General features: G+C 58.4%; 23 protein-coding genes. 17 read left to right on the forward strand and 6 right to left on the reverse strand.

Features of this window, described 5'->3' with window-relative positions; all coding sequences use genetic code 11:
- Window positions 1-7: 7 nt before the first annotated feature.
- Genes lolA through ACIN8IBEIGE_RS08735 form a run of 3 tightly spaced genes read right to left on the reverse strand, consistent with a single transcriptional unit; the run spans window position 8 to window position 3,330 of the window.
- Window positions 8-634, reverse strand: a complete 627-nt coding sequence (gene lolA / locus ACIN8IBEIGE_RS08725) for an outer membrane lipoprotein chaperone LolA (protein ID WP_160014295.1) — start codon at window positions 632-634, stop codon at window positions 8-10.
- A gap of 28 nt (window positions 635-662) precedes the next feature.
- Window positions 663-3,068 (reverse strand): DNA translocase FtsK, encoded by a 2,406-nt coding sequence (ftsK, locus tag ACIN8IBEIGE_RS08730; protein ID WP_090386453.1) that lies wholly within the window; start codon window positions 3,066-3,068, stop codon window positions 663-665.
- Window positions 3,055-3,330: a hypothetical protein gene (locus ACIN8IBEIGE_RS08735; protein ID WP_160014296.1), complete on the reverse strand. Its 276-nt coding sequence runs from the start codon at window positions 3,328-3,330 to the stop codon at window positions 3,055-3,057. The genes ftsK and ACIN8IBEIGE_RS08735 overlap by 14 nt, the downstream gene beginning before the upstream one ends.
- Between ACIN8IBEIGE_RS08735 and trxB the strand changes: the two genes are divergently transcribed.
- The 4 genes from trxB (at window position 3,299) to infA (ending at window position 6,072) form a co-directional block, all read left to right on the forward strand.
- Entirely contained in the window at window positions 3,299-4,249 is a 951-nt protein-coding gene (gene trxB / locus ACIN8IBEIGE_RS08740; protein ID WP_160014297.1) for a thioredoxin-disulfide reductase, read from the forward strand. The genes ACIN8IBEIGE_RS08735 and trxB overlap by 32 nt on opposite strands.
- 60 nt (window positions 4,250-4,309) lie before the next feature.
- Window positions 4,310-4,990 carry a leucyl/phenylalanyl-tRNA--protein transferase gene (aat, locus tag ACIN8IBEIGE_RS08745; RefSeq protein ID WP_160014298.1) on the forward strand — a complete coding sequence of 227 codons (681 nt, stop codon included), beginning with the start codon at window positions 4,310-4,312 and terminating at the stop codon, window positions 4,988-4,990.
- Between the two features lie 55 nt (window positions 4,991-5,045).
- Window positions 5,046-5,753 (forward strand): arginyltransferase, encoded by a 708-nt coding sequence (locus ACIN8IBEIGE_RS08750; protein WP_160014299.1) that lies wholly within the window; start codon window positions 5,046-5,048, stop codon window positions 5,751-5,753.
- A gap of 100 nt (window positions 5,754-5,853) precedes the next feature.
- Window positions 5,854-6,072: a translation initiation factor IF-1 gene (gene infA / locus ACIN8IBEIGE_RS08755; protein ID WP_002553999.1), complete on the forward strand. Its 219-nt coding sequence runs from the start codon at window positions 5,854-5,856 to the stop codon at window positions 6,070-6,072.
- A 100-nt stretch (window positions 6,073-6,172) separates the two neighbouring features.
- Here infA and clpA read toward each other — a convergent pair whose 3' ends face one another.
- Together clpA and clpS are read right to left on the reverse strand one after the other, a co-directional pair.
- Window positions 6,173-8,443 (reverse strand): ATP-dependent Clp protease ATP-binding subunit ClpA, encoded by a 2,271-nt coding sequence (gene clpA, locus ACIN8IBEIGE_RS08760; RefSeq protein WP_160014300.1) that lies wholly within the window; start codon window positions 8,441-8,443, stop codon window positions 6,173-6,175.
- Window positions 8,444-8,472: 29 nt separating this feature from the next.
- Window positions 8,473-8,835: an ATP-dependent Clp protease adapter ClpS gene (gene clpS / locus ACIN8IBEIGE_RS08765; RefSeq protein WP_090253676.1), complete on the reverse strand. Its 363-nt coding sequence runs from the start codon at window positions 8,833-8,835 to the stop codon at window positions 8,473-8,475.
- Window positions 8,836-9,063: 228 nt separating this feature from the next.
- Between clpS and cspD the strand changes: the two genes are divergently transcribed.
- Window positions 9,064-9,327 carry a cold shock domain-containing protein CspD gene (cspD, locus tag ACIN8IBEIGE_RS08770; protein ID WP_090386463.1) on the forward strand — a complete coding sequence of 88 codons (264 nt, stop codon included), beginning with the start codon at window positions 9,064-9,066 and terminating at the stop codon, window positions 9,325-9,327.
- A gap of 151 nt (window positions 9,328-9,478) precedes the next feature.
- Here the strand turns inward: cspD and icd are convergent, their stop codons facing one another.
- Entirely contained in the window at window positions 9,479-10,735 is a 1,257-nt protein-coding gene (icd, locus tag ACIN8IBEIGE_RS08775) for an NADP-dependent isocitrate dehydrogenase (protein ID WP_160014301.1), read from the reverse strand.
- Between the two features lie 362 nt (window positions 10,736-11,097).
- On the opposite strand from icd, the gene ACIN8IBEIGE_RS08780 reads away from it, so the two are divergent.
- The 12 genes from ACIN8IBEIGE_RS08780 (at window position 11,098) to ACIN8IBEIGE_RS08835 (ending at window position 25,625) form a co-directional block, all read left to right on the forward strand.
- A complete protein-coding gene (locus ACIN8IBEIGE_RS08780; protein ID WP_160014302.1) occupies window positions 11,098-13,323 on the forward strand; it encodes an NADP-dependent isocitrate dehydrogenase in 2,226 nt (741 codons plus the stop codon).
- A 125-nt stretch (window positions 13,324-13,448) separates the two neighbouring features.
- Complete coding sequence (locus ACIN8IBEIGE_RS08785; protein ID WP_160014303.1) at window positions 13,449-13,889, forward strand: NUDIX hydrolase; 441 nt, start codon at window positions 13,449-13,451, stop codon at window positions 13,887-13,889.
- Window positions 13,890-13,949: 60 nt separating this feature from the next.
- Complete coding sequence (gene mnmA / locus ACIN8IBEIGE_RS08790; protein ID WP_160014304.1) at window positions 13,950-15,068, forward strand: tRNA 2-thiouridine(34) synthase MnmA; 1,119 nt, start codon at window positions 13,950-13,952, stop codon at window positions 15,066-15,068.
- The gene (hflD, locus tag ACIN8IBEIGE_RS08795) at window positions 15,065-15,685 is read left to right on the forward strand and encodes a high frequency lysogenization protein HflD (RefSeq protein ID WP_090253665.1); all 621 of its coding nucleotides are present in this window, start codon (window positions 15,065-15,067) and stop codon (window positions 15,683-15,685) included. Before mnmA ends, hflD begins: the two co-directional genes overlap by 4 nt.
- A gap of 5 nt (window positions 15,686-15,690) precedes the next feature.
- Window positions 15,691-16,551, forward strand: a complete 861-nt coding sequence (locus ACIN8IBEIGE_RS08800; RefSeq protein ID WP_256665077.1) for a DMT family transporter — start codon at window positions 15,691-15,693, stop codon at window positions 16,549-16,551.
- 86 nt (window positions 16,552-16,637) lie between these two features.
- Entirely contained in the window at window positions 16,638-18,008 is a 1,371-nt protein-coding gene (gene purB / locus ACIN8IBEIGE_RS08805) for an adenylosuccinate lyase (RefSeq protein WP_160014305.1), read from the forward strand.
- Window positions 18,009-18,086: 78 nt separating this feature from the next.
- Window positions 18,087-19,253 carry a cupin domain-containing protein gene (locus ACIN8IBEIGE_RS08810; RefSeq protein WP_160014306.1) on the forward strand — a complete coding sequence of 389 codons (1,167 nt, stop codon included), beginning with the start codon at window positions 18,087-18,089 and terminating at the stop codon, window positions 19,251-19,253.
- Window positions 19,246-19,671 (forward strand): GNAT family N-acetyltransferase, encoded by a 426-nt coding sequence (locus ACIN8IBEIGE_RS08815; protein WP_090386480.1) that lies wholly within the window; start codon window positions 19,246-19,248, stop codon window positions 19,669-19,671. Before ACIN8IBEIGE_RS08810 ends, ACIN8IBEIGE_RS08815 begins: the two co-directional genes overlap by 8 nt.
- Window positions 19,672-19,679: 8 nt before the next feature.
- Window positions 19,680-20,321, forward strand: coding sequence for a histone acetyltransferase HPA2 (locus ACIN8IBEIGE_RS08820; protein ID WP_160014307.1), 642 nt, complete (start codon window positions 19,680-19,682; stop codon window positions 20,319-20,321).
- Window positions 20,318-21,127, forward strand: coding sequence for a secretin N-terminal domain-containing protein (locus ACIN8IBEIGE_RS08825; RefSeq protein WP_160014308.1), 810 nt, complete (start codon window positions 20,318-20,320; stop codon window positions 21,125-21,127). The genes ACIN8IBEIGE_RS08820 and ACIN8IBEIGE_RS08825 overlap by 4 nt, the downstream gene beginning before the upstream one ends.
- Before the next feature lie 632 nt (window positions 21,128-21,759).
- Window positions 21,760-23,355 (forward strand): isocitrate lyase, encoded by a 1,596-nt coding sequence (locus tag ACIN8IBEIGE_RS08830; protein ID WP_160014309.1) that lies wholly within the window; start codon window positions 21,760-21,762, stop codon window positions 23,353-23,355.
- Window positions 23,356-23,624: 269 nt separating this feature from the next.
- The gene (locus ACIN8IBEIGE_RS08835; RefSeq protein ID WP_160014310.1) at window positions 23,625-25,625 is read left to right on the forward strand and encodes a PhoX family phosphatase; all 2,001 of its coding nucleotides are present in this window, start codon (window positions 23,625-23,627) and stop codon (window positions 25,623-25,625) included.
- The last annotated feature ends 63 nt before the right edge of the window (window positions 25,626-25,688 follow it).

Below are 25,688 nucleotides of genomic sequence, written 5' to 3' on the forward strand. Positions count from 1 at the left end.
GAGCCTTCTACTCTTGAATCACATCCGCGCCGGCCGGAATATCGAAGGTGAACTGCGCATCGTCCTGCGGCTCATTCATTTTCACGTTGAGGAACAGAATATTGGTGCGCTGGCCGATGCTGTCGATCAGCTGCATATCGTTGAGCACCTTGTTGCGGAACGACAGACGCAGGCTGTCGAACAGGGTGTCCTTGGATTTTGGCTTGAGGATGAAATCGACCACATTGCCGCCCTCGTTGTGGCTGATGTCGAAGTTCTCACGGATCTTCGACACGTCGCCGGACAGCAGCAGCGCCGGAGTGTGGGTCAGACGCTGATCGAGGGTCTGAATGGTCACCTGTTGCAGATCCGGGTCATACAGCCAGACCTTTTCGCCATTGGAGACCAGCAGCTGCTCCATCGGCGCATCGGTGTGCCAGCGAAACAGACCCGGGCGCTTCAGTGCGAGCTGGCCGGCGGTTTCCTGCAGCTGGGTACCGCTGCCGTCGAGAGTCAGCTGGGAAAAACGTGCATTAATGGTCTGCGCCTGGTTGAGCAACTCGGTCAGACGTTGCACGGCCACTTCGTCGTCGGCCATTGCGGCAACGTTGGTAAAACTCAGTACGGTCAGCAACAGCATGCGAATCAGGCGCATGGGACTCCTTATAAGGTCGGGCTAGGCGTTAATCGCGAACGGGACTTGGTGCTATGACCTCGCGAGAGCCATTGGTGTTCATTGAGGTGACGACGCCAGCCATTTCCATGGCTTCAATCATCCGCGCAGCACGGTTGTAGCCGATCTTCAGCTTGCGCTGAACGGCAGAAATAGACGCACGGCGACTTTCCAGCACGAAATTGACCGCTTCATCATAAAGAGGGTCGGACTCACTGCCTTCACCACTGCCCTCGCCGCTACCGCCCTCAAAGCCACTACCGGACTCCTCGACGCCATTGAGAATGTCATCGATATAGTCAGGCGTGCCACGCTGTTTCCAGGCCTCGACCACCCGGTGCACTTCATCATCAGAAACGAAGGCGCCGTGTACGCGAATGGGCAGGCTGGTGCCGGGCGGCATATAGAGCATGTCACCATGGCCGAGGAGCTGCTCTGCGCCGCCCTGATCGATGATGGTGCGCGAATCGATCTTGCTCGACACCTGAAACGCCATGCGAGTCGGGATATTGGCCTTGATCAGGCCGGTGATTACATCCACCGAGGGGCGCTGGGTTGCGAGAATCAGGTGAATCCCCGCTGCACGAGCCTTCTGCGCGATACGCGCAATCAGCTCTTCAACCTTCTTGCCGACGATCATCATCATGTCGGCGAACTCGTCGACCACTACCACAATGGTCGGCAGAGTTTTCAACAGCGGTGCTTCGTCGTGCATGCTTTCGCGCTTGTACAGCGGATCGCTCAATGGCTCGCCGGCCTCTTCGGCGTCCTTGACCTTGCGGTTGAAGCCGGCCAGGTTGCGCACACCCATCTTCGACATCAGCTTGTAGCGACGCTCCATTTCGGCTACCGACCAGCGTAGGGCGTTGGCGGCTTCCTTCATGTCGGTCACTACCGGGCACAGCAGGTGCGGGATGCCTTCGTAGATCGACAGCTCAAGCATTTTCGGGTCGATCATGATCAAGCGCGCCTCTTCTGGCGTGGACTTGAACAGAATCGACAGGATCATTGCGTTAACCCCAACCGACTTACCCGAGCCGGTAGTACCGGCCACCAGCAGGTGGGGCATTTTCGCCAGGTCGGTAATCACCGGTTTGCCGCCAATATCATGGCCCAGGGCCAAGGTAACGGGCGACTTGGCTTCGTCATACTCAGGCGACGACAGCACTTCGGAGAAGCGCACGATCTGCCGGTCTTCGTTGGGGATTTCGATGCCGACAGTGGTCTTGCCCGGAATCACTTCCACCACGCGTACGCTGATAATCGCCATCGAGCGCGCAAGATCCTTGGCCAGGCCAGAAATACGGCTGACCTTGATCCCTGCCGCCGGCTGGATCTCGAAACGGGTAATTACCGGACCAGGATGCACGGACTCGACGATAACCTCGACACCAAACTCCTTGAGTTTGATCTCAAGCAGGCGCGACATGGCTTCCAGGTGTTCAGGCGAATATTTCTTCTGAACCTTCTCTGCCACATCGAGGATCGAAATCGGCGGCAGGCTGCCGGCTAGGGCGCTGTCTTCAAACAGATTGACCTGTTTCTCTTTGAGCACGCGCTTGCTCGGCTCAGGCGCTTTCGGGGCGGCCGGCGGCGTGATCACTGGGGCTGGGCGGTTCACCCGCTCGCTCATGTGTTTGTTCAGCGACTCTTCTCGCTCGATCAGGCGTTCTTTGACCTTGGCCTGCTCACGGCGATCCAGAACGATTGGCGCGGAAACTTCACTGACGCGCTCATCAACTTCACGTAACTGCGCCACCAACTGCTTACGTTCAGCCCGCGCACTCCACCAGCGGTTGGCCAGGCTCTGGATCAGCTCGATCAGGTCGAGGGTGATCTTCCCGGTCAGGTCCATCACCTTGAACCAGGACAGGTCGGTGAAGACTGTCAAACCGAAGAGAAATAGTGCGATCAGCAGCAACGTGCTGCCCTGCACATTCAGCGCGTTGATCGCCAGCGCCCCCAGGCTTTCGCCCAGCGCGCCACCTGCGGAGGCCGGCATGCTCGAACTGGCTTGAAAATGGATATACGCCAGCGCGGCACCGGACAGCACCAGAAAGACCAGGCCAATCAGCCGCCAGGAGAACAGCCAGCCACTCCACTGCCAGGGCTGATGGCGGGCGCGGAACACTTGCAGGGTTTTTACCGCCAACAGCAGCGGGAATAGATAAGCGAAATAGCCCAACGCCATAAACAGGATGTCGGCAAACCAGGCACCGGCGCGGCCGGCGGCGTTTTGCACCTGCTCAACATTGCTGGTGTGGGTCCAGCCCGGATCAGCCGCATCGTAGGTCAGCAGGGCCATCCATAGATAAAGGCAAAGAGCGCCCAGGCCAATCAGCGCGCCTTCTTTGAGTCGATAAGGCAGCTGCTGACGCCAGATAGGGGCTTGTGCGGTTGGGCTAGATTTCTTCAAAACGCATCTGTTCCTGCGCCAGAGGCGCCGAATAATTGGTTAACGGCAAAATATGCTGCGATTGTACGGGTTTAACCGCACGATACCAGACCGAGCTGTATGCATAAACAGCTACGGCAGTTGACTCCCGCTCTTCGCCCGCTTCGGTGTAGCATATCCGCCAATATCTTCCGTGCGGCTCAATTGGAGCATGCATTCTCTTTTGTGACAAAGGCTTATGAGGTGTTTTTATGAGCGAAGTCAAGCATTCACGCTTGATCATCCTGGGCTCCGGCCCTGCCGGTTATAGCGCTGCCGTTTACGCTGCCCGCGCCAACCTCAAGCCTGTGATCATTACCGGTATCCAGCCCGGCGGTCAGCTGACGACCACCACCGAAGTGGACAACTGGCCTGGTGATGTTGAAGGTCTGACCGGCCCGGCGCTGATGGAACGTATGCAAAAGCACGCCGAGCGCTTTGAAACCGAGATCGTCTACGACCACATCCACACCGCCGAGTTGCAGTCGCGCCCTTTCACTTTGAAAGGCGACAGTGGTACCTACACCTGTGACGCACTGATCATCGCCACGGGCGCATCGGCGCAGTACCTGGGCCTGCCGTCCGAAGAAGCGTTTTCCGGCAAGGGTGTATCGGCGTGCGCCACCTGCGATGGCTTCTTCTATCGCAACCAGGTAGTAGCGGTGATTGGCGGCGGCAATACCGCTGTCGAAGAGGCGCTGTATCTGTCGAATATCGCCAAGGAAGTGCACCTGGTGCATCGCCGCGACAAGCTGCGCTCGGAAAAGATTCTTCAGGACAAGCTGTTCGACAAAGCGGCCAACGGCAACGTGGTGCTGCACTGGAACCACGCGCTGGAAGAAGTGCTAGGCGACAACACGGGCGTTACCGGCGCGCGCCTGAAAGATACGCAGAGCGGTGTGAGCAAAGATCTGCCGCTAGCCGGCGTGTTTATCGCCATCGGCCATAAACCCAATACCGAACTATTCCACGGCCAGCTGGAAATGCGTGACGGCTATCTGCTGATCAAGGGCGGTAGTGAAGGCAATGCCACCGCCACTAGCATTGAAGGTGTATTTGCTGCAGGCGACGTGGCCGACCACGTTTACCGCCAGGCCATTACCTCCGCCGGTGCCGGCTGCATGGCCGCACTGGATGTCGAGAAATTCCTCGACGACAATTGATTCACTCAGGGCGGACGCTCAGTTCGCCCTGCCCTCCTCCGTCCAACCCCGGCCCTGCACATGCTGACGTGGCTGCAACGCGACTCACTGGATTTCCCACCCCTCAATAAAGCCCTGCGCGAGCCCAATGGTTTGCTAGCGGCAGGTGGCGATCTGCGTCCAGAACGCTTGATCCAGGCTTATCGTCATGGTTGCTTCCCCTGGTTTCAGGATGGCCAGCCTATTCTCTGGTGGTCGCCGGATCCGCGCACTGTACTGCTGCCTGACCAGCTGCACACCTCGCGCAGTCTCGCCAAAGTGCTGCGCCAGAGCCGTTATCGGGTGACCTTCGACCAAGCTTTCGCCGATGTCATCCGCGCCTGCGCCGCGCCGCGCCGCTATGCGACTGAAACCTGGATAACCAGCCCTATGCAGGATGCCTATTTGGAGCTGCACAGACGCGGTATCGCTCATTCGGTTGAGGTCTGGCGTGATGACGAGCTGGTTGGAGGGCTCTATGGTCTGGCCATGGGGCAACTGTTCTTTGGCGAGTCGATGTTCAGCCGCGCAGACAATGCCTCCAAGGTGGGCTTTGTCACGCTGGTTGAACACTTGAAAGGCTGGGGCTTTGTGTTGATCGATTGCCAGATGCCGACCGAGCACCTGCTCAGCTTCGGTGCTCAGACGATTTCCCGCGACGAGTTTGCCGGCTACCTGAGTAAGCATCTTGATCAATCGAGCCAGGCCGACTGGGTCGCCTAGGCGAGTTTGCCAGCCTGGCTTACACTTGACTCAAGCCCGACCCTGAGAGTCGATCATGACTGAGCTGGCCCGCCTGAAGTTTTACGCCACTCAACCGCACCCATGCAGCTATCTGCCCGACGAGCAGGCCACAACCCTGTTCCTCGACCCCAGTCAGCCCATGGATGCGGATGTTTACGCTGAGCTTTCAGAAATGGGCTTTCGCCGCAGTGGCGACCACCTCTATCGCCCGCATTGTCAGCGTTGCACCGCTTGCGTACCGGCACGTATCCCAGCCGCACAGTTCAGTCCGAATCGCCAGCAACGGCGCATTTTCAAACGTAATCAGGACATCCAGGTCCGCCTAGTACGCCCGGCTTTTACCGAAGAATATTACGCACTGTACGTGCGCTACATTGAGCAGCGGCATGCCGATGGCGATATGTACCCGCCCAATCGTGAGCAGTTCTCGACCTTTCTGGTACGTGATCTGGCCTTCTCGCGCTTCTATGAGTTTCGTCAGAACAACCGCCTGCTGGCAATTGCGGTGACCGATGTACTGCCCAATGGGCTGTCAGCGGTTTACACCTTTTATGAGCCGAACGAGGAACGGCGCAGCCTCGGGCGCTTTGCAATCCTTTGGCAAATTGCCGAAGCGGCGCGACTGGGGCTGCATGCGGTCTATCTAGGCTACTGGATCAAGAACTGCCGCAAGATGAATTACAAGACCCAGTACAGGCCAATAGAGCTGTTCGTCAATCAGCGCTGGGTCAGTCTTAACTGAAGCCCTTGGCGCAAACCCCAAATTTCGGGCACAATGCACGCCGCTTTTGCCTGGCGCCAGTTGCACCGGGCCATTCATTGGATACCGAGGGCTTTACTGCATGTCGAAAGAAGACAGCTTCGAAATGGAAGGCACTGTCGTCGACACCCTGCCCAACACCATGTTCCGTGTGGAGTTGGAAAATGGGCACGTCGTTACTGCGCACATCTCCGGAAAGATGCGCAAAAATTACATCCGCATTCTGACTGGCGACAAAGTTCGCGTTGAACTTACGCCTTATGACTTGAGCAAAGGCCGCATTACTTATCGCGCCCGTTAACAGTCCAGCGAAAACTCAGTTTTCCGGCATCTGTTACATCAAGTTCCAGTAAAAACGCCCGGCAATGCCGGGCGTTTTTGTGCGCGCAAGAAAACTACGCCTAGGCCATTTCCGCCGTGGTTTCGAAATCGAAGGTCAACTCACCACCTTCAATATCGATATGCACCACACCGCCGTGCTCAGCCAGCTCGCCAAACAGGATCTCTTCGGCCAGCGGACGCTTGATCTTGTCCTGAATCAGGCGCGCCATCGGTCGAGCACCCATCTGCACGTCATAACCGCTCTCGGCCAGCCAACTACGTGCAGCATCGCTGACTTCCAGCGTGACACGCTTATCCTCAAGCTGCGCCTGCAGTTCGGTAAGGAACTTGTCGACAATGCTTTTGATCACCTCGTGACTCAAGCGGCCGAACTGGATGATGGTGTCCAGACGATTGCGGAACTCCGGGGTGAAGCTTTTCTTGATCACTTCCATGGCATCAGACGAGTGGTCCTGATGGGTGAAGCCAATGGATGCCCGCGCCGCTGTTTCAGCACCGGCGTTGGTGGTCATGATCACGATCACATTGCGGAAATCGGCTTTGCGTCCATTGTTGTCGGTCAGGGTGCCGTGATCCATAACCTGCAGGAGTAGGTTAAAGACTTCCGGATGAGCCTTTTCGATCTCATCAAGCAGCAATACGCAATGCGGCGTTTTGGTGATCGCCTCCGTCAGCAGGCCGCCTTGATCAAAGCCGACATAGCCAGGCGGCGCACCAATCAGGCGTGACACGGTATGGCGCTCCATGTACTCGGACATATCGAAGCGAATCAGCTCGACCCCTAGCGCCTTGGCCAGCTGGCGAGCGGCTTCGGTCTTACCGACCCCCGTCGGGCCGGCAAACAGGAAGGAACCCACCGGTTTGTCCGGAGCCTTGAGACCTGCACGTGACAGTTTGATCGCGGTCGACAGCGAATCAATCGCGGCATCCTGACCAAACACCGTGAGCTTGAGATCGCGTTCAAGATTGCGCAGCAGTTCCTTGTCCGAGCTGCTGACGTGCTTAGGCGGAATCCGCGCGATTTTCGCCACAATGTCTTCGACCTGCGCTACGTCGATACGGGTCAGGCGTTTTTCCAGAGGCTGCAAGCGCTGATAGGCACCGGCCTCATCAATTACATCAATGGCCTTGTCCGGCATATGCCGATCATTGATATAGCGCGAGGCCAGCTCGGCCGCTGCACGCAGTGCTTCATCACTGTATTCGATGCTGTGATGCTGCTCGAAGCGGCCTTTCAGGCCACGCAGAATGCCGATGGTGTCTTCTACCGAAGGCTCGACCACATCGACCTTCTGGAAGCGCCGCGCCAGGGCGCGGTCTTTCTCGAAGATGCCGCGAAACTCTTGGAAGGTCGTCGAGCCGATGCAGCGAATCTCACCCGAAGAAAGCATGGGCTTGAGCAGGTTGGAGGCATCCATTACCCCGCCAGAGGCAGCACCCGCGCCAATGATGGTGTGGATTTCATCAATAAACAGGATGGCGTGTGGGCGTTTGCGCAGCTCATTCAGTAGCGCCTTCAGGCGCTTCTCGAAATCCCCGCGGTACTTGGTGCCGGCCAGTAAAGCGCCGAGATCCAAGGAGTAGACCACGCTGTCCGCCAGCAGGTCAGGTACCTGATTATCGACAATGCGCTTGGCTAGGCCTTCAGCAATCGCGGTTTTACCAACACCTGCTTCACCTACCAATAGCGGATTGTTCTTACGCCGACGCGCAAGAATCTGCGCCACACGCTCGACTTCCGACTCGCGGCCGACGAGCGGATCAATGCGGCCCTGACGAGCTAGTTCGTTCAGGTTGCTGGCATAAGCGTCCAGCGGATTGCTTGAGCTAGAGGACTCGCCGCCCTCGTCATCCTGCATTTCCTGTTCGGTTTCCGAATGGCCGCCATGGCCCGGCACTTTGGAGATGCCGTGGGCAATAAAGTTGACCACATCGATACGCGCGACGCTCTGCTGCTTGAGCAGAAATACCGCCTGACTTTCCTGCTCGCTGAAAATTGCCACCAGTACGTTGGCCCCGGTCACTTCACGCTTGCCGGAACTCTGCACGTGAAAAACCGCGCGCTGCAGGACGCGCTGGAAGCCCAAGGTAGGCTGCGTCTCGCGTTCTTCATCGTGCTGAGGGATCAGTGGTGTGGTGGAGTCGATAAACTCCTGTAGATCATGCCGCAGCTTGTCCAGGTTGGCCCCGCACGCGCGTAGTACGCTGGCAGCGGCCTCGTTATCTAGGAGGGCCAGCAACAAATGCTCAACCGTCATAAATTCATGACGCTTGGTACGAGCCTCCTTGAAAGCCAGATTGAGGGTGACTTCGAGCTCTCGATTTAACATAGCTTCACCTCATGCCCAAGTGGCCGGCGTTAACCGTCCTTCTCTATTTCACAGAGTAGCGGATGCTGGCTCTCTCTCGCATATTGATTCACCTGTGTCGCTTTGGTTTCAGCAATATCGCGGGTAAACACTCCACACACTGCCCGCCCCTCTGTATGGACGGTCAGCATGATTTTGGTCGCCATCTCTCGATTCAGGTTGAAAAACACCTCGAGAATCTCGACCACGAAATCCATGGGCGTGTAGTCGTCGTTAAACAAAATCACTTTATACATAGGAGGCGCTTGCAGGGCAGGCTTGGATTCCTGAACGGCTAAGCCGAAGGAATCGTCCTCATGCTCTGCGGGGCGATCCTGATTGAATGTTAGTCGAATCTGGCTACGTGCATGCATGCTGAATAGCTTCGTTGATGGGCGAATAGTCTGTGCTAGACAGAGTTTGAACGGCTTCTCAGCCAGTTACAGCATTGCCTTGACTATCGGCAAAACGGTGTTACAAACAATGAATACCCAGCGTGGGTATTAAGGGGTTTCACAGCTTTGTCGACTCCCGTCAAGCAAAGCGTGGAATTGAAGTGGATGATACTCCAGTGATGGAGTCCTTTGCAGAGGGATATCAGCATGGTTAGCGGTAAGGTCAAGTGGTTCAACAACGCCAAAGGCTACGGGTTCATCCTGGCCGATGGTCGAGATGAGGACCTGTTCGCCCACTACTCGGCTATCCAGATGGACGGCTATAAAACGCTGAAGGCTGGCCAGCCGGTAAGCTTCGATATTATTCAAGGTCCAAAAGGACTCCACGCCGTAAACATCAGTGCGGCTACTGCCGCCAGTGAAGCGCCCGCCGCTGTCAAGCAACACCAGGGCTCAACGGTTGAAGTCTGATTAGAGTCACCTGGGCAGTTAATCGCCCACAAAAAAGGCCGGTCATATGACCGGCCTTTCTTTATGGTCTGCCATCCATGGCGACTACACTACGGCCCGTCGCTACGCGACGTTAAAAATTGCTCCGAGCAATTTTTGGTAACTGATTTGCTTACATGTGCGAAATCAGTGCATCACCGAATGCCGAGCAGGACAGCAACTTGGCACCGTCCATCAGGCGCTCGAAGTCATAGGTCACTGTTTTGGCACCGATGGCGCCATTTGTACCCTTGATGATCAGATCAGCCGCTTCGGTCCAGCCCATGTGGCGCAGCATCATTTCGGCGGAGAGGATCAGCGAACCGGGGTTCACCTGATCCTTGCCAGCGTACTTCGGTGCAGTGCCGTGGGTGGCTTCGAACATGGCCACGGTATCAGACAGGTTGGCACCTGGAGCGATACCGATACCGCCGACTTCTGCAGCCAGGGCGTCGGACAGGTAGTCACCGTTGAGGTTGAGGGTGGCGATTACGTCGTACTCGGCCGGGCGCAGTAGGATCTGCTGCAGCATGGCATCGGCGATGGCGTCTTTAACAATGACGTTTTTGCCGGTTTTCGGATTCTTGAACTGCATCCAAGGACCGCCATCGAGCAAGGTTGCGCCGAACTCTTCAGCGGCAATTTCGTAGGCCCACTCTTTGAAGGCACCTTCGGTGAACTTCATGATGTTGCCTTTATGCACGATGGTCAGCGAGCCGCGGTCGTTATCGACGACGTACTGCAACGCTTTACGTGCCAGGCGCTTGGTGCCCTCTTTGGAAACCGGCTTGACGCCGATACCGCAGTCCTGGTCGAAGCGAATCTTGGTGACACCCATTTCCTCCTTAAGGAACTTGATGACCTTGGTTGCTTCAGGCGAGCCTGCTTTCCACTCAATACCGGCATAGATGTCTTCCGAGTTCTCACGGAAGATGGTCATGTCGACATCGCCTGGTTTCTTCACCGGGCTTGGCACACCTTCGAACCAGCGCACTGGGCGCAGGCAGACGTACAGGTCGAGCTGCTGACGCAGGGCAACGTTCAGGGAGCGGATGCCGCCACCGACTGGAGTGGTCAGTGGGCCCTTGATGGAAACGACGTAATCTTTGACCGCATCCAGAGTTTCCTGAGGCAGCCAGGTATCCTGATCGTAAACCTGAGTGGCTTTCTCGCCTGCGTAAACTTCCATCCAGGAGATCTTGCGTTCGCCGCCGTAGGCTTTCTGTACGGCTGCATCAACGACTTTGATCATCACCGGGCTGATATCGACACCGATACCATCACCTTCGATAAAAGGGATGATTGGATTGTTCGGTACGTTCAGGGATGTATCGGCATTGACGGTGATTTTGTCACCGGTGGCAGGCACCTGGATCTTTTGGTATCCCATGCTGGACTCCGTCTTGTGGTTAAAACAGTCAGATCGCCCCAGAGTAACCCACTTGAATCGGGCGAAACCATATGTTCGTTGGTCTTATGCGCCAAGGCATTCTGCGACGCGTTAGCGCGGTGGTATACTTCACAGATGACTAACAGGTCATAAGGCGCGGATCGTTCAAACAGCTTGTCCGCCTCTTGAAACCGTCGAACTGCTACAGCGCTTCAACGGCTCGAAACGCTCAACACTCTACTGGTGCATCCAACATCACCGCGGCAAGTCCTCGACTTTTGGCTCATCCATATGGGCCTCAGCGCTTACCTGCGCATGTCGAGTGGCTATGCACGCTCAGCAAAGAAGAGAGTTCACTCAGAATGTCCACCCCCTCGAAGATCATCTATACCTTCACCGACGAAGCCCCAGCCCTTGCGACCTATTCGCTTCTGCCTATTGTAGAAGCCTTCGCAGCCTCTGCTGAGATTGCCGTCGAAACACGCGACATCTCTCTTGCAGGGCGCATCCTTGCAAGCTTTGCCGACCAGTTGGATGCTGACAAGCAAATCGCCGACGACCTCGCCAAGCTGGCCGTACTGGCCACTTCGCCAGACGCCAACATCATCAAACTGCCAAACATCAGTGCCTCGGTGCCGCAGCTCAAAGGCGCAATCGCCGAGCTGCAAGCCCAAGGCTTTAACATCCCGAATTTCCCGGAAGACCCGCAAACTGACGCCGAAAAAGACGCCAGTGCCCGCTACAGCAAAGTACTGGGTAGTGCAGTCAACCCGGTATTGCGTGAGGGCAACTCCGACCGCCGCGCGCCTGCCGCAGTAAAAGCCTTCGTACGTAAGCATCCGCACTCCATGGGTAAGTGGAGCATGACTTCACAGTCCCACGCCGATTACATGCGCGGCGGCGATTTCTTCTCCAGCGAGCAGTCGATCACCATGGCCAAAGCTGGTGACGTGCGTATCGAGTTCATCGGCAAGGATGGCAAGGTCGAAGTCAAGAAACAGCTCGCCCTGCAGGAAGGCGAGGTCTTCGACAGCATGTTTATGAGCTGCCGCAAGCTGCGCGATTTCTTCGAGCGCACCCTGCAGGACTGCAAGGAAAACGGCGTGATGTGGTCCCTGCACGTCAAGGCGACCATGATGAAGGTCTCCCATCCGATCGTGTTCGGCCACGCTGTCAGCGTCTACTACAAGGATGTGTTCGACAAATACGGCAAGCTGTTCGAAGAACTGGGCGTCAACCCGAACAACGGCATCAGTAGCGTTTACGACAAGATCAAATCCCTGCCAGCGTCGCAGCAGGAAGAAATTCTCGATGACATCCACGCCTGCTACAGCCACCGCCCGGAAATGGCCATGGTTGACTCGGTCAAGGGCATCACCAACCTGCACATCCCAAGCGACGTAATCGTCGACGCCTCGATGCCAGCGATGATTCGCAGCTCCGGGCAAATGTGGGGCAAGGACGGCAAGCTCAAGGACACCAAAGCGGTGATGCCAGAAAGCACCTACGCCCGCATCTATCAGGAAATGATCAATTTCTGCAAAACCAACGGTGCGTTCAACCCCACCACCATGGGCAGCGTGCCGAACGTTGGCCTGATGGCACAGAAGGCCGAAGAGTACGGCTCCCACGACAAGACCTTCGAAATGAATGCAGATGGCACCATGCGCGTGGTGTTGGCCGATGGCACCGTGCTGATGCAGCATGAAGTCGAAGCCGGTGATATCTGGCGTGCTTGCCAGACCAAAGATGCGCCGATCCGTGATTGGGTCAAGCTGGCCGTAACCCGTGCTCGCCAGTCCAATACCCCGGCAATTTTCTGGCTCGATCCAGAGCGCGCCCACGACCGCGAACTGCAGAAGAAGGTTGAAGCCTACCTGCAGGAACACGATCTGACCGGTCTGGACATCCGTGTAATGGACTACAACCAGGCCATTCGTGTGAGCATGGAGCGCCTGATTCGTGGTCAGGACACCATTTCGGTGACCGGCAACGTACTGCGCGACTACCTGACCGACCTGTTCCCGATCATGGAGCTGGGCACCTCGGCCAAGATGCTCTCCATCGTCCCACTGATGGCCGGTGGCGGCATGTACGAAACCGGCGCCGGCGGCTCGGCACCCAAGCACGTGCAGCAGCTGATTGAAGAAAACCACCTGCGTTGGGATTCGCTCGGCGAGTTCCTGGCCCTGGCGGTTTCCCTGGAAGAAACCGGGATCAAGACCAACAACCCGAAAGCCAAACTGCTGGGCAAAACCCTCGATGCGGCCACCGGTAAGTTGCTCGACAACAACAAGTCGCCATCGCGCAAAACCGGCGAGCTGGACAACCGTGGTAGCCACTTCTACCTGGCGCTCTACTGGGCTCAGGAATTGGCCGCACAGGACGATGATGCCGAACTGAAAGCGCAGTTCGCGCCACTGGCCAAAACGCTGACTGAGAATGAAGCAACCATCGTTGCCGAACTCAGCGCCGTTCAGGGCAAGCCCGTGGACATCGGCGGCTACTACCGCTCCAACCCGCAACTGACCAGCCAGGTCATGCGCCCGAGCGAGACTTTCAATGCTGCACTCGCTGCGCTGAACTAAAACGTAGCGCCCTGTGCCCTCGGGCACAGCACCACCACAAGCCCCGGCCCCGTGCCGGGGTTTGTGCATTCAGAGCAAAGAGAATCAGGGTAAGATCGCCCTTTCTCATAACAGGTAGCATTTTCATGCAGTGGCAGCCGCACATCACCGTGGCCACGGTCATCGAAGACCAGGGCCGTTTTCTGTTGGTCGAAGAAATGGCCGAAGGCCGCGCCGTGTTCAACCAGCCTGCTGGCCACCTGGAAGCCAACGAAAGCCTGCTGCAGGCCGCACTGCGCGAAACCCTCGAAGAAACTGGCTGGGATATCGAGCTGACTGGCGTTACCGGCATTTACCTGTACACCGCCCCCAGTAACGGGATCACCTACCAGCGCGTGTGTTTTGCCGCCAAACCCTTGCAGCAGCGGCCCAATCACCCGTTGGATGACGGCATCATCGGCCCACGTTGGCTGAGCCGCGACGAGCTGGCAGCTCAACCCGAACGTTGGCGCAGCGAATTGGTATTGCGCTGCATTGATGACTACCTGAACGGCCAGTGTTTTCCCCTGAGCCTGATCCGCGATTAACGGCCACACCTCCGCGCCTGCTAGAATCGCTCTCTTTTTAAGCCCGTGCCCAGTATCCCCATGTCAGATCCAACTACTCAGCGCTTAATCGTCGGCATGTCCGGCGGCGTCGACTCCTCCGTTTCCGCCCTGCTCCTGCTTGAGCAGGGGTATCAGGTCGAAGGCCTGTTTATGAAGAACTGGGACGAGGACGACGGCACCGAATATTGCACTGCCATGGACGATCTGGCCGATGCCCAGGCCGTGTGCGACAAGATCGGCATCAAGCTGCACACCGCCAATTTTGCCGCCGAATACTGGGACAACGTGTTCGAGCACTTCCTCGCCGAATACAAGGCCGGGCGCACGCCGAACCCGGACATCCTGTGCAACCGCGAGATCAAGTTCAAAGCCTTCCTCGACTACGCGCTGATGCTCGGTGCTGACCTGATTGCCACTGGTCACTACGTGCGCCGCCGGGATATCGACGGGCGCACCGAGCTGCTCAAGGGCCTCGATCCGAACAAGGATCAGAGCTATTTCTTGCATGCGGTAGGCGGCGAGCAGATCGCCAAGACCCTGTTCCCCGTGGGCGAGCTGGAAAAACCAGCGGTACGCGCGATTGCCGAGAAGTACCAGCTGGCCACGGCGAAGAAGAAGGACTCCACCGGCATCTGCTTTATCGGCGAGCGGCGTTTCAGCGATTTCCTCAAGCAGTACCTGCCAGCTCAGCCCGGCAATATCGAAACCACTGAAGGCGAAATCATCGGCCGCCATCACGGCCTGATGTATCACACCATTGGTCAGCGCCAGGGGTTGGGCATCGGCGGCTTGAAAGACGCCAGTGACGAGCCTTGGTACGTCCTGCACAAGGATCTGAGCCGCAATGTGCTGGTGGTTGGTCAGGGTAATGAACACCCCTGGCTGTTCAGTCGCGCCCTGCTCGCCTCGGAGATTTACTGGGTCAACCCGATTGACCTGAGCGCGCCGCGCGAGTTGACCGCCAAGGTACGTTACCGCCAGAGCGATCAAACCTGCACGCTGGAGAAAACCGCCAGCGGCTATCGCGCTGTATTCAACGAGCCGCAGCGCGCCGTGACCCCGGGCCAGTCCGTGGTGTTCTACGACGGTGACATCTGCCTGGGCGGCGGTGTGATTGAAACCGCCGAGCCCTGGGCCGCGCGGGAGCAGCAGGCGTGAATCCAATTCGAGAACAACTGATCGCCCTCGGCGCGGTATTCGAATCGGCAGTGCTGGTCGACAAGCTGGCGCGTACCGGCCAGATCGGCGAGCCGGCCGTAGCCTGCATGATCAACAGTCTGCTGGTGCGCGATCCGAAGGACACGCTGGACGTTTACGGTGGTGACGACCTCAATCTGCGTGACGGCTACCGTGCGCTGGTCAGCGCCCTGGAGCGCGACCCAGCCAGCTTGCAGCGTGATCCGCTGCGTTATGCCCTGGCCCTGCTCGCACTGGAGCGTCAGTTGGATAAGCGCGGCGACATGCTGCAAGTCATGGGCAGCCGCCTTGATCAGGTGCAACAGCAGGTTGAGCACTTCGGCCCCACCCATGAAAACGTAATATCCAACTGCGCCAGCCTGTATCAGGACACCATCAGCACCTTCCGCCAGCGCATTCAGGTGCAAGGCGATATGCGCCATCTGCAACAAACCAACAACGCTGCGAAGATCCGTGCATTGCTGCTCGCCGGCATTCGTTCGGCGCGCCTGTGGCGCCAGCTGGGCGGCCATCGCTGGCAGATGGTGTTCAGCCGCAGCAAGCTGCTCAAGGAACTCTACCCGCTGCTGCGGTCCTGAAGCCCATGACCACGCGCGCGGTCAAGCCACTGCAGGGCGCTGCCTTGCTGGCGCTTTCCGCCTTGCTGTTTTCCCTGATGGGCGTGGGCATCCGCGAAGTATCGGTCAGCGTTAACAACGAGTCGGTGGTGTTCTTTCGCAACCTGGTCGGTGTGCTGTTCTTTATGCCTCTGGTTTTGCTCAAGGGAGTTGGGCCACTCAAGACCAACCGCTTGAAGTCTCACCTGTGGCGCACCACCTATGGCCTGGCGGCGATGTACTGCTTCTTCTACGCCATTGCCCACCTGCCGCTGGCTGACGCCATGCTGTTCACCTATTCGGCGCCAGTGCTCACCCCGCTGATCGCCTGGTGGTGGCTGAAGGAGCCGCTGACCAGGCGCATGCTGCTCACTACCGCCATCGGCCTGGTCGGTGTGCTGTTGGTGGCCAAGCCCAGCGAGGCGCTGCTCGACAGTCAGGCCCTGATCGGCCTCGCAGCCAGCGTGCTGGCTGCATTCGCCTTTGTCTCGATCCGCGAGATGAGCGACACCGAGCCGGCTTTTCGCATCGTGTTCTATTTCTCCTTGTTCAGCGCCCTGATCTCGGCCATCCCATTGACCTGGGCCTGGCAACCGATGACTCAGTACGAACTGGGCTTGCTGCTGGTGATCGGCCTGCTGGCCACCGCCAGCCAGATCATCATGTCCAAAGCCTATAGCCTGGCACCACCTGGGCTGATCGGCCCCTTCGCCTACCTGGCGATTGTGTTTGCCGGGCTGATTGCCTGGCTGCGCTGGGGTGAAACCCCTGACCTGACCTCGCTGATCGGTGCGGCGCTGATTTTCAGCGCCAGCCTGCTGTCGATAGTTCGAAGCAAGCACGGCTGAACGGTCGCAGCCAATCGCGATCCAGCTGCCGATTTCATGTATGATATGCGCCCTTTTCAATGCCCGATTGTCCGAGAACGCCTCCCATGCAGCTTTCCTCGCTCACCGCGGTTTCCCCCGTTGATGGCCGCTATGCCGGCAAAACCAGCGCACTGCGCCCAATTTTCAGCGAATACGGCCTGATCCGTTTCCGCGTACTGGTTGAAGTGCGCTGGCTACAGCGCCTGGCCGCCCATGAAGGTGTTGCCGAAGTCGCACCCTTCTCAGCCGAAGCCAACGCGGTGCTCAATGAACTGGCAGACAACTTCGCCGTTGAGCACGCCGAGCGCGTCAAGGAAATCGAGCGCACCACCAACCACGACGTCAAAGCCGTGGAATACCTGCTCAAGGAACAAGCCGCCAAGCTGCCTGAGCTGGACAAGGTCAGCGAATTTATCCACTTCGCCTGCACCAGCGAGGACATCAATAACCTGTCCCACGCCCTGATGCTGCGTGAAGGCCGCGACGGCGTGCTGCTGCCACTGATGCGCCAGACAGCCGAAGCCATCCGCGAGTTGGCGATCAGATTCGCCGACGTGCCGATGCTCTCGCGCACCCACGGTCAACCGGCGTCGCCGACCACCCTGGGCAAGGAACTGGCCAACGTGGTCTACCGCCTGGAGCGTCAGATCGCCCAGGTTGCTGCCGTGCCGCTGCTGGGCAAGATCAATGGCGCCGTGGGCAACTACAACGCCCACCTGTCGGCCTACCCGCAGATAGACTGGGAAGCCAACGCCAAGCAGTTCATCGAAGGTGACCTGGGTCTGCAGTTCAACCCCTACACCACGCAGATCGAGCCGCACGACTACATTGCCGAGCTGTTCGACGCGATTGCCCGCTTCAACACCATCCTGATCGACTTCGATCGCGATATCTGGGGCTATATCTCCCTGGGTTATTTCAAGCAGCGCACCATCGCTGGCGAAATCGGTTCCTCGACCATGCCGCACAAGGTCAACCCGATCGACTTCGAGAACTCCGAAGGCAACCTGGGTATCGCCAACGCACTGCTCCAGCACCTGGCCAGCAAACTGCCAATTTCACGCTGGCAGCGCGACCTGACCGACTCCACCGTGCTGCGCAACCTCGGTGTCGGCTTCGCTCACAGCGTTATCGCTTACGAAGCCAGCCTTAAAGGAATCAGCAAGTTGGAGCTCAATGCGGGGCGTATTGCTGAAGATCTGGACGCCTGCTGGGAAGTACTCGCAGAGCCGATCCAGACCGTGATGCGCCGCTACGCCATCGAAAACCCCTACGAGAAGCTCAAGGAGCTGACTCGCGGCAAGGGCATCAGCCCCGAAGCGCTACTGAGCTTTATCGACGGCCTGGACATGCCAGCAGAAGCCAAAGCCGAGCTGAAACTCCTGACCCCAGCCAGTTACATCGGCAACGCGGTCGCCCAGGCCAAGCGCATCTAAGCGGCAACAGCCTCCCAGACGCCCGGCTGCGCCGGGCGTTTTTATTTATGGGTATTTACTGACTTCAAGGGCTTAGCGATGAATCCTGATACTCCGCTGCAACTTTTGGGTGGCCTGACAGCTCGTGAGTTCATGCGTGATTACTGGCAGAAGAAACCCTTGCTGGTACGCCAGGCCATCCCTGGCTTCGAGAGTCCGATTTCGCCCGACGAGCTGGCTGGTCTGGCGCTGGAAGAAGAAATCGAATCGCGCCTGGTCATCGAACATGGCGCACATCCCTGGGAACTGCGCCGCGGCCCGTTCGCCGAAGACGCCTTTGCCGATCTACCCGAGCGCGACTGGACCCTGCTGGTGCAGGCGGTCGACCAGTTTGTTCCGGAAGTGGCCGAGCTGCTGGAAGAGTTCAAGTTTCTGCCCAAGTGGCGCATCGATGACGTGATGGTCAGCTTCGCCGTACCGGGCGGCGGCGTGGGCCCGCATTACGACAACTACGATGTGTTCCTCCTGCAGGGTTACGGCAAACGCCGCTGGCAAGTTGGCCAGCAGTGCAATACCGATAGCCCGACGCTGCAACACGCGGATCTGAAGATCCTCGCCGAATTCGTTAAAACTGAAGAATGGGTTCTGGAACCCGGCGACATGCTCTATCTGCCGCCGCTTCTGGCCCACTGTGGTACCGCTGAGGATGACTGTATGACGTATTCCGTAGGCTTCCGGGCGCCAAGCGCCGCTGAAGTCCTGACCCATTTCACCGACTTTCTCGGCCAGTTCCTGCCTGACGAAGAGCGCTACAGCGACGCCGACGCGCAGCCGACCAGCGACCCGACGCAGATTCAGCGCGACGCCCTGGATCGCCTCAAGGCTCTGCTCGCCGAACACATGAGCGATGAGCGTCTGCTGATGACCTGGTTCGGCCAATTCATGACCGAACCCAAATATCCGGAGCTGATTGCCGGCATCGAGATCGACGAAGAAGGCTTCCTCGCCGGCCTGGAAAATGGCGCGATCCTGATCCGCAACCCCAGCGCGCGCATGGCTTGGTCGGAAGTTGGCGAAGACCTGGTGCTGTTCGCCAGTGGCCAGAGCCGCCTGCTTTCGGCCAGCCTGCGTGAGCTGCTGAAACTGGTCTGCTCCGCCGATGCCCTGCATATCGAAAACCTCGGCGCGTGGCTCGCCGATGACGAAGGGCGTAACCTGTTGGTTGAACTGGTCAAACAAGGCAGCCTGGAGTTTGCTGATGAGTGAAGTACACGTTCGTCTGGCCGACTGGCAGAAGGACAATGCTGATCTGCGGCGCATTCGCGAAACCGTGTTTATTGCGGAACAAGCGGTGCCACCGGAGCTTGAATGGGATGCCGAAGACGCCGATGCTGTGCATTTTCTCGCCCTGGAAGGCGACTACCCGATCGGCACAGCTCGGCTGCTGCCCGACGGGCATATTGGCCGGGTCTCGGTACTCAAGGACTGGCGCGGCCTGAACGTAGGTGTAGCGCTGATTCAGGCGGTGATCGCGGAAGCGGAAAAACGCGGCCTGACGCAACAAATGCTCAGCGCCCAGGTGCATGCCACGGCCTTCTATGAAAAGCTCGGGTTTGCCATCGTCAGCGGGGAATACCTCGACGCCGGCATCCCCCACGTAGACATGGTGCGTCATAGCGCCTAGAGGCCAAGATGAATGACGAAAACGCCCCGAGTGATGCAACCGAGCCGCTGGAGCCTACAGAGCTTCCCGCCATCGAGTTTCAATCGCCGGGGCGTTTTGCTGTGCACAATCCGGGCAACCCCGGCCCAGATAGCCCGCAGGTGGAGCCGGCGCCGTTTACCCTCGGCGCACATGCAACACTGGAACGTTTCAGCCAGCCTGAACAGGCCCGTGCTCATGCCCTCGCGCTGTTGCAACAAGCGCAACGCAGCCTGTGCATCTACAGTCACGACCTGGAACCCTGGCTCTACCACCACAGCAGCGTGCAAGATGCCTGTACGCGTTTTCTGCTGGCCAGCCCACGTAACCAACTGCGCATTCTGCTGCGCGACCCCAGCCGTGCGGTTAAAGAAGGCCACCGCCTGCTCAGCCTTTCGCGCCGGCTGTCCTCCAACCTGCAGATCCGCAAGCTACACCCGGACTACCCTAGTGAGGAGCTGGCGTTTCTTCTGGCCGATGACCGCGGCTTGCTGTTCCTGCCGGAAATTGGCCAGGCCAGCGGCTATGCCCTTTACCAGGATCCAGGCCGCAATCGCCAGCGCCGCGCACAGTTTGATCAAGCCTGGGACACCAGCATCACCGACGCTGATTTACGGAGTTTTCTGCTATGAAGGTTCGTGCCCTGCTCGCCGCCGCGCTGTTGAGTTGTAGTCTGTCGCTCAGCGCCGCTACCGAAGTGATTCCGCTGAATTTCCGCACGGCTGATGAGGTACTCAGCGTGGTGCAATCGGTGCTCGGTCACGAGGGCAAGGTCAACGCCTATGGCAATCAGCTGATCGTCAATGCCGAACCGGCGAAGATTGCCGAGGTGCGCGCCCTGCTGCAGCAACTCGATACCGAACCGCGCCGCCTGCTGATCAGCGTCGACACCAATGAGTCGGGATTTCAGTCGGATCGCGGCTACCGCGCCGATGGCACGATCAGCGCGGGCGATGCCGAAGTGCAGATCGGCCAGGGCGAAATCAATGGTCGCGACCAAATACGCATCATCCGCCGCAGCACCGATAGCCGCAGCGGCGGCACCCAGCAGGTACAGGCCACCGAGGGCTACCCGGCGCTGATTCAGGTCGGCCAGAGCGTGCCGCTGACTACGCGCGGGCGTGATGCCTATGGCCAGCCCTACAGCAATACCCAGTATCGCAATGTCACCCGCGGCTTCTACGTCACCGCCAGCCTTAGCGGTGAACGGGTGCATATCAATATCAGCAGCAACCGTGACCGCCTCAGCCAGTCGCAGCCCGGCGCTATCGATGTACAAAGCACCGATACACGGGTCAGTGGACGCTTAGGCGAGTGGATCAGCATCGGCGGTGTCAGCGAGCAGAGCCAGGGCGAGCAAGGCGACTTCTTGCAGCACCGCTCGACCCAGGGCCGTGAAGACATGAGCATGCGCGTCAAAGTTGAGGTAGTGAACTAGCCACTGCCGCCCATCCGTCACACTGGGCCGCCAAGGCCCAGCGTCGATAACCACTCGTCGGCTGGTCTTTACCACCGCCGCCAAGCAAATACCTCGCAACCATTGGCCAGCCCCGCAACCCGCCGGGTAGAGCCGTAAAAGCTGACTTGCCGGTCGCTTTCGGATTTATGTAGTAGTCATACGAAAAGCACTACAAAATAATTGACGAACACTTTTGGCAGAGGCATGATGGCCCCGCTCCCGCTAATCAGAGGTGCTGAAAGGCCCTCCGGATCGCGCTCCAACTTACCGTCAGAGCCGATTTGCGTTGTAAAGCCCACAAGGCCGTTCGATGAGATTGCGACTGGAACGAAGTTGTCCTGAGGGACGGGGAAGCGTTTAGCAACAGCACGCATCGAGCACAGCACGTTGAGTCGTCCAACGGTATCTTTGATCCGCTGAACGCCAAATGACCCAGTCATTTGCAGCAACTGAAGCCCGCGAACTGTTTAGCTCGTCACCCTCCTCCCGGATCAATTCCGTCTCAAGTCGATGTCTCGGCGTTCTGCAGTTGGCTACAACAACCTCCAGCAACACAGGTGTTCAGTGGGGAAGTCGGTGCTCAACCAAACACATACTTTGAAGGATTGACCATGTCAGCTTATCAAAACGACATCAAAGCCGTTGCCGCCCTTAAAGCCGCTGCAGGCAGCAGCTGGAGCGCTATCGACCCTGAGTCCGTGGCCCGCATGCGCGCCCAGAACCGCTTCAAAACCGGTCTGGAAATTGCTCAGTACACTGCCGACATCATGCGCAAAGACATGGCCGAGTACGATGCTGACTCCTCCGTCTACACCCAGTCCCTGGGCTGCTGGCATGGTTTCATCGGTCAGCAGAAGCTGATTTCGATCAAGAAGCACCTGAAGACCACTAACAAGCGCTACCTCTACCTGTCGGGTTGGATGGTTGCTGCTCTGCGTTCGGATTTCGGTCCGCTGCCGGATCAGTCCATGCACGAGAAAACCTCGGTTTCCGGTCTGATCGAAGAACTGTACACCTTCCTGCGCCAGGCTGATGCCCGTGAGCTGGACCTGCTGTTCACCGCTCTGGACGCCGCTCGCGCTGCCGATGACAACGCCAAGGCTGCTGAAATCCAGGCGCAGATCGACAACTACGAAACTCACGTAGTACCAATCATCGCCGACATCGATGCTGGCTTCGGTAACCCGGAAGCCACCTACCTGCTGGCTAAGAAGATGATCGAAGCGGGTGCTTGCTGCATCCAGATCGAAAACCAGGTTTCCGACGAGAAGCAGTGCGGCCACCAGGACGGTAAAGTGACCGTTCCTCACGCCGACTTCCTGGCCAAGATCAACGCTGTTCGCTACGCATTCCTCGAGCTGGGCATCGACAACGGCGTGATCGTTGCGCGTACCGACTCCCTGGGTGCTGGCCTGACCAAGCAGATCGCTGTTACCAACCAGCCAGGCGACCTGGGCGACCAGTACAACTCCTTCCTGGATTGCGAAGAAGTGTCCCCTGCCGACCTGAAGAATGGCGACGTGGTTCTGAACCGCGAAGGCAAGCTGCTGCGTCCTAAGCGTCTGCCGTCCAACCTGTTCCAGTTCCGTGCTGGCACCGGTGAAGCGCGCTGCGTACTGGACAGCATCACCTCGCTGCAGAACGGCGCCGACATGCTGTGGATCGAAACCGAGAAGCCACACGTCGGTCAGATCAAAGGCATGGTTGATGAAATCCGCAAGGTCATCCCAAACGCCAAGCTGGTTTACAACAACAGCCCATCGTTCAACTGGACCCTGAACTTCCGTCAGCAGGCTTACGATGCATTCGTAGCCGAAGGCAAGGATGTTTCCGCTTACGACCGCGCCAAGCTGATGAGCGTCGAGTACGACGAAACCGAACTGGCTCAGGTTGCTGACGAGAAGATCCGTACCTTCCAGCGCGATGGTTCGGCCAACGCCGGCATCTTCCACCACCTGATCACTCTGCCGACCTACCACACCGCCGCGCTGTCCACCGACAACCTGGCCAAAGGTTACTTCGCAGAGCAAGGCATGCTGGCCTACGTGAAAGGCGTTCAGCGTCAGGAAATCCGTCAAGGTATCGCCTGCGTTAAGCACCAGAACATGTCCGGTTCCGACATCGGCGACGCTCACAAAGAGTACTTCGCTGGTGAAGCGGCCCTGAAAGCCGGCGGCAAAGACAACACCATGAACCAGTTCAGCTAAGAACCGGCTCACTCAACCGAGGCCACGATCAAGGTTGAGGGTGTTGAGAAAATCCCAGCAGAAATGCTGGGATTTTTTTATGCCCGGCCATCCATGAGGGCCCCCTTCTTCTGACCGTCGCTGTGCGACGTTAAAAATGGCTCTCGGCCATTTTTTTGCCTGAAATCCCCCCTTTTCTGGTTTTGTGCGCTTTCGCACAGCCGCTGTCATGTTTACGTCAATTTTCTTGGATAGCGTCAGGCACCCGTCGATTAATCCAAGGAGCCTGCATGAGCCACAATAATGAAAACTCAGTGCTGTTCGGCAATGGCGATGAATTGCCCAGCAATGCGTCCGATAACCCGCATATCAATCAGCTGATCGACGGCGTAGGCCGTCGGCAGGTGTTGGCCGCCGGTGCAGCGCTTGGCACCCTGGCCTTTCTCGGCAGTGTCATGCCTGGCGCCGCGGTTGCGGCAGAGCCAACCGCCAAAGGCCTGGACAAGCTGCACTTTAGACCGCGCAGCAAGCTGCCCTTCACGGCTATCGCGACCAACCGCTTAGACAGCATCAGTGTACCGGCCGGTTACCGCGCCACCACCTTTATCCCCTGGGGTACGCCGATTACCGGTAATTATCCGGCTTATCTGAGTGACGGTAGCAACAGCGCCCAGGATCAGGCCGAGCAACTGGGCATGCACCATGACGGCATGCATTTCTTCCCGATCGACGCCCAGCGCGGCGGCAAGAAAAGCGATCACGGCCTGCTGGTGCTCAACCACGAATACATCGACGCGCCGCTGCTGCACGCGAATGGCCCGACGCTGGTAGCCGGCAAACGTAGCAACGCCGAAGAAGTGCGTAAGGAAATCAATGCCCACGGCGTTTCAGTGGTGGAAGTACGCCGTGGCCTGAATGGCGAATGGACGGTGTTGCCGAGCGCCAGAAACCGCCGAATTACCGGTGCCACGCCTATGCAGATCAGCGGTCCGGCGCGTGGCCATGTGCTGCTGAAAACCCGCTACAGCCCCAAAGGCACGGCCACCCGCGGCACCCTGAATAATTGCTCTAACGGTTTTACCCCGTGGGGCACCTACCTGACCTGCGAAGAGAATTGGGCTGGCTACTTTGCTAGCCGCGATACCGACTTGCCACGCGAACTGAGCCGCTACGGCCTGCGCGGCAGCAGCCGCTACGGCTGGGATCACCTCAAGGGCGATGAGTTCGAGCGTTTCGATGCCACGCGCATGACCACCACGGCCAGCGCGGACTATCGCAACGAGCCCAACCACTTTGGCTGGATCGTCGAAATTGACCCATTTGCGCCGGAGTCTGTGCCCATCAAGCGCACGGCGCTCGGTCGCTTCGCCCACGAAGGTCTGGTGTTCGCCCCGGTGAAATCAGGCCGCCCGGTGGTGTGCTACTCCGGCGACGATTCACAGAACGAGTACATCTACAAATATGTCAGCCGTGACAAATACCGCCCAGGGCGCAGCAATGGCCGTTTGCTCGACGAAGGCACGCTGTATGTCGCGCGCTTCGCTGCCAGCGGCAAGGGTGAATGGCTGGCGCTGGATATACACGACAAGAAATTCCAGAAAGCCTGCAAGGCAGCCGGGGTGAGTTTTGCCGACCAGGGCGAAGTATTGATCAATACCCGTCTGGCGGCTGACGTGGTTGGCGCCACCAAGATGGACCGCCCGGAATGGGGCGCGGTCAACCCGGACAATGGCGAGGTGTACTTTACTCTGACCAACAACAGTGCCCGGACCAGCCCCGATGCTGCCAACCCGCGCCCAGCCAACGCGTTCGGCCATATCATCCGTTGGCGTGAGCTGAGCAAGGATTACGCCGGTCGCCAGTTTACCTGGAGCCTGTTTATGCTTGCAGGCCCGGAGACCGACAGTATCGGCCCGAACGGCAAACCACTGACAGCGGATAACCGCCTGGCCAGCCCCGACGGACTGTGGTTCGACGAAGAAGGCCGGCTGTGGATTCAGACCGACATGAGTGGCGGCCAATTGAGCAGCGGGCCGTTCGGCAATAACCAGATGCTGGTGGCCGAGCCGCGTACCGGTGAACTCAAGCGGTTCCTGGTCGGGCCTGTGGGCGCCGAGGTGACCGGCATTACTGCAACCCCTGACTTCCGCACCCTGTTCGTCAATATCCAGCACCCGGGCGAAGGCTCAACGGCGACCAACCTGCTCAGTACCTGGCCTGATGGCCCCGGTCAGCGTCCGCGCTCGGCTACCGTGATCATCACCCGCGAAGACGGCCGTCGGTTGCTCTAATCGACGGGTAATAATGTGACCGGTCAGCCCTGGCCGGTCACATTTCGCTGTGACAGACTCATG

Source organism: Pseudomonas sp. 8BK, from assembly GCF_902506475.1.
GTDB lineage: Bacteria > Pseudomonadota > Gammaproteobacteria > Pseudomonadales > Pseudomonadaceae > Aquipseudomonas > Aquipseudomonas anguilliseptica.

Excerpts from the sequence above, each read along its gene's own strand:
- trxB (WP_160014297.1), top strand. The coding sequence starts at position 3,299 with ATGAGCGAAGTCAAGCATTCACGCTTGATCATCCTGGGCTCCGGCCCT.
- ACIN8IBEIGE_RS08735 (WP_160014296.1), bottom strand. The coding sequence starts at position 3,330 with ATGATCAAGCGTGAATGCTTGACTTCGCTCATAAAAACACCTCATAAG.
- infA (WP_002553999.1), top strand. The coding sequence starts at position 5,854 with ATGTCGAAAGAAGACAGCTTCGAAATGGAAGGCACTGTCGTCGACACC.
- ACIN8IBEIGE_RS08780 (WP_160014302.1), top strand. The coding sequence starts at position 11,098 with ATGTCCACCCCCTCGAAGATCATCTATACCTTCACCGACGAAGCCCCA.
- clpS (WP_090253676.1), bottom strand. The coding sequence starts at position 8,835 with ATGCATGCACGTAGCCAGATTCGACTAACATTCAATCAGGATCGCCCC.
- ACIN8IBEIGE_RS08835 (WP_160014310.1), top strand. The coding sequence starts at position 23,625 with ATGAGCCACAATAATGAAAACTCAGTGCTGTTCGGCAATGGCGATGAA.
- ACIN8IBEIGE_RS08750 (WP_160014299.1), top strand. The coding sequence starts at position 5,046 with ATGACTGAGCTGGCCCGCCTGAAGTTTTACGCCACTCAACCGCACCCA.
- ACIN8IBEIGE_RS08810 (WP_160014306.1), top strand. The coding sequence starts at position 18,087 with ATGAATCCTGATACTCCGCTGCAACTTTTGGGTGGCCTGACAGCTCGT.
- cspD (WP_090386463.1), top strand. The coding sequence starts at position 9,064 with ATGGTTAGCGGTAAGGTCAAGTGGTTCAACAACGCCAAAGGCTACGGG.
- mnmA (WP_160014304.1), top strand. The coding sequence starts at position 13,950 with ATGTCAGATCCAACTACTCAGCGCTTAATCGTCGGCATGTCCGGCGGC.
- ACIN8IBEIGE_RS08800 (WP_256665077.1), top strand. The coding sequence starts at position 15,691 with ATGACCACGCGCGCGGTCAAGCCACTGCAGGGCGCTGCCTTGCTGGCG.
- ACIN8IBEIGE_RS08825 (WP_160014308.1), top strand. The coding sequence starts at position 20,318 with ATGAAGGTTCGTGCCCTGCTCGCCGCCGCGCTGTTGAGTTGTAGTCTG.
- ACIN8IBEIGE_RS08820 (WP_160014307.1), top strand. The coding sequence starts at position 19,680 with ATGAATGACGAAAACGCCCCGAGTGATGCAACCGAGCCGCTGGAGCCT.
- clpA (WP_160014300.1), bottom strand. The coding sequence starts at position 8,443 with ATGTTAAATCGAGAGCTCGAAGTCACCCTCAATCTGGCTTTCAAGGAG.
- ACIN8IBEIGE_RS08785 (WP_160014303.1), top strand. The coding sequence starts at position 13,449 with ATGCAGTGGCAGCCGCACATCACCGTGGCCACGGTCATCGAAGACCAG.
- icd (WP_160014301.1), bottom strand. The coding sequence starts at position 10,735 with ATGGGATACCAAAAGATCCAGGTGCCTGCCACCGGTGACAAAATCACC.
- ACIN8IBEIGE_RS08815 (WP_090386480.1), top strand. The coding sequence starts at position 19,246 with ATGAGTGAAGTACACGTTCGTCTGGCCGACTGGCAGAAGGACAATGCT.
- purB (WP_160014305.1), top strand. The coding sequence starts at position 16,638 with ATGCAGCTTTCCTCGCTCACCGCGGTTTCCCCCGTTGATGGCCGCTAT.
- lolA (WP_160014295.1), bottom strand. The coding sequence starts at position 634 with ATGCGCCTGATTCGCATGCTGTTGCTGACCGTACTGAGTTTTACCAAC.
- aat (WP_160014298.1), top strand. The coding sequence starts at position 4,310 with ATGCTGACGTGGCTGCAACGCGACTCACTGGATTTCCCACCCCTCAAT.
- ACIN8IBEIGE_RS08830 (WP_160014309.1), top strand. The coding sequence starts at position 21,760 with ATGTCAGCTTATCAAAACGACATCAAAGCCGTTGCCGCCCTTAAAGCC.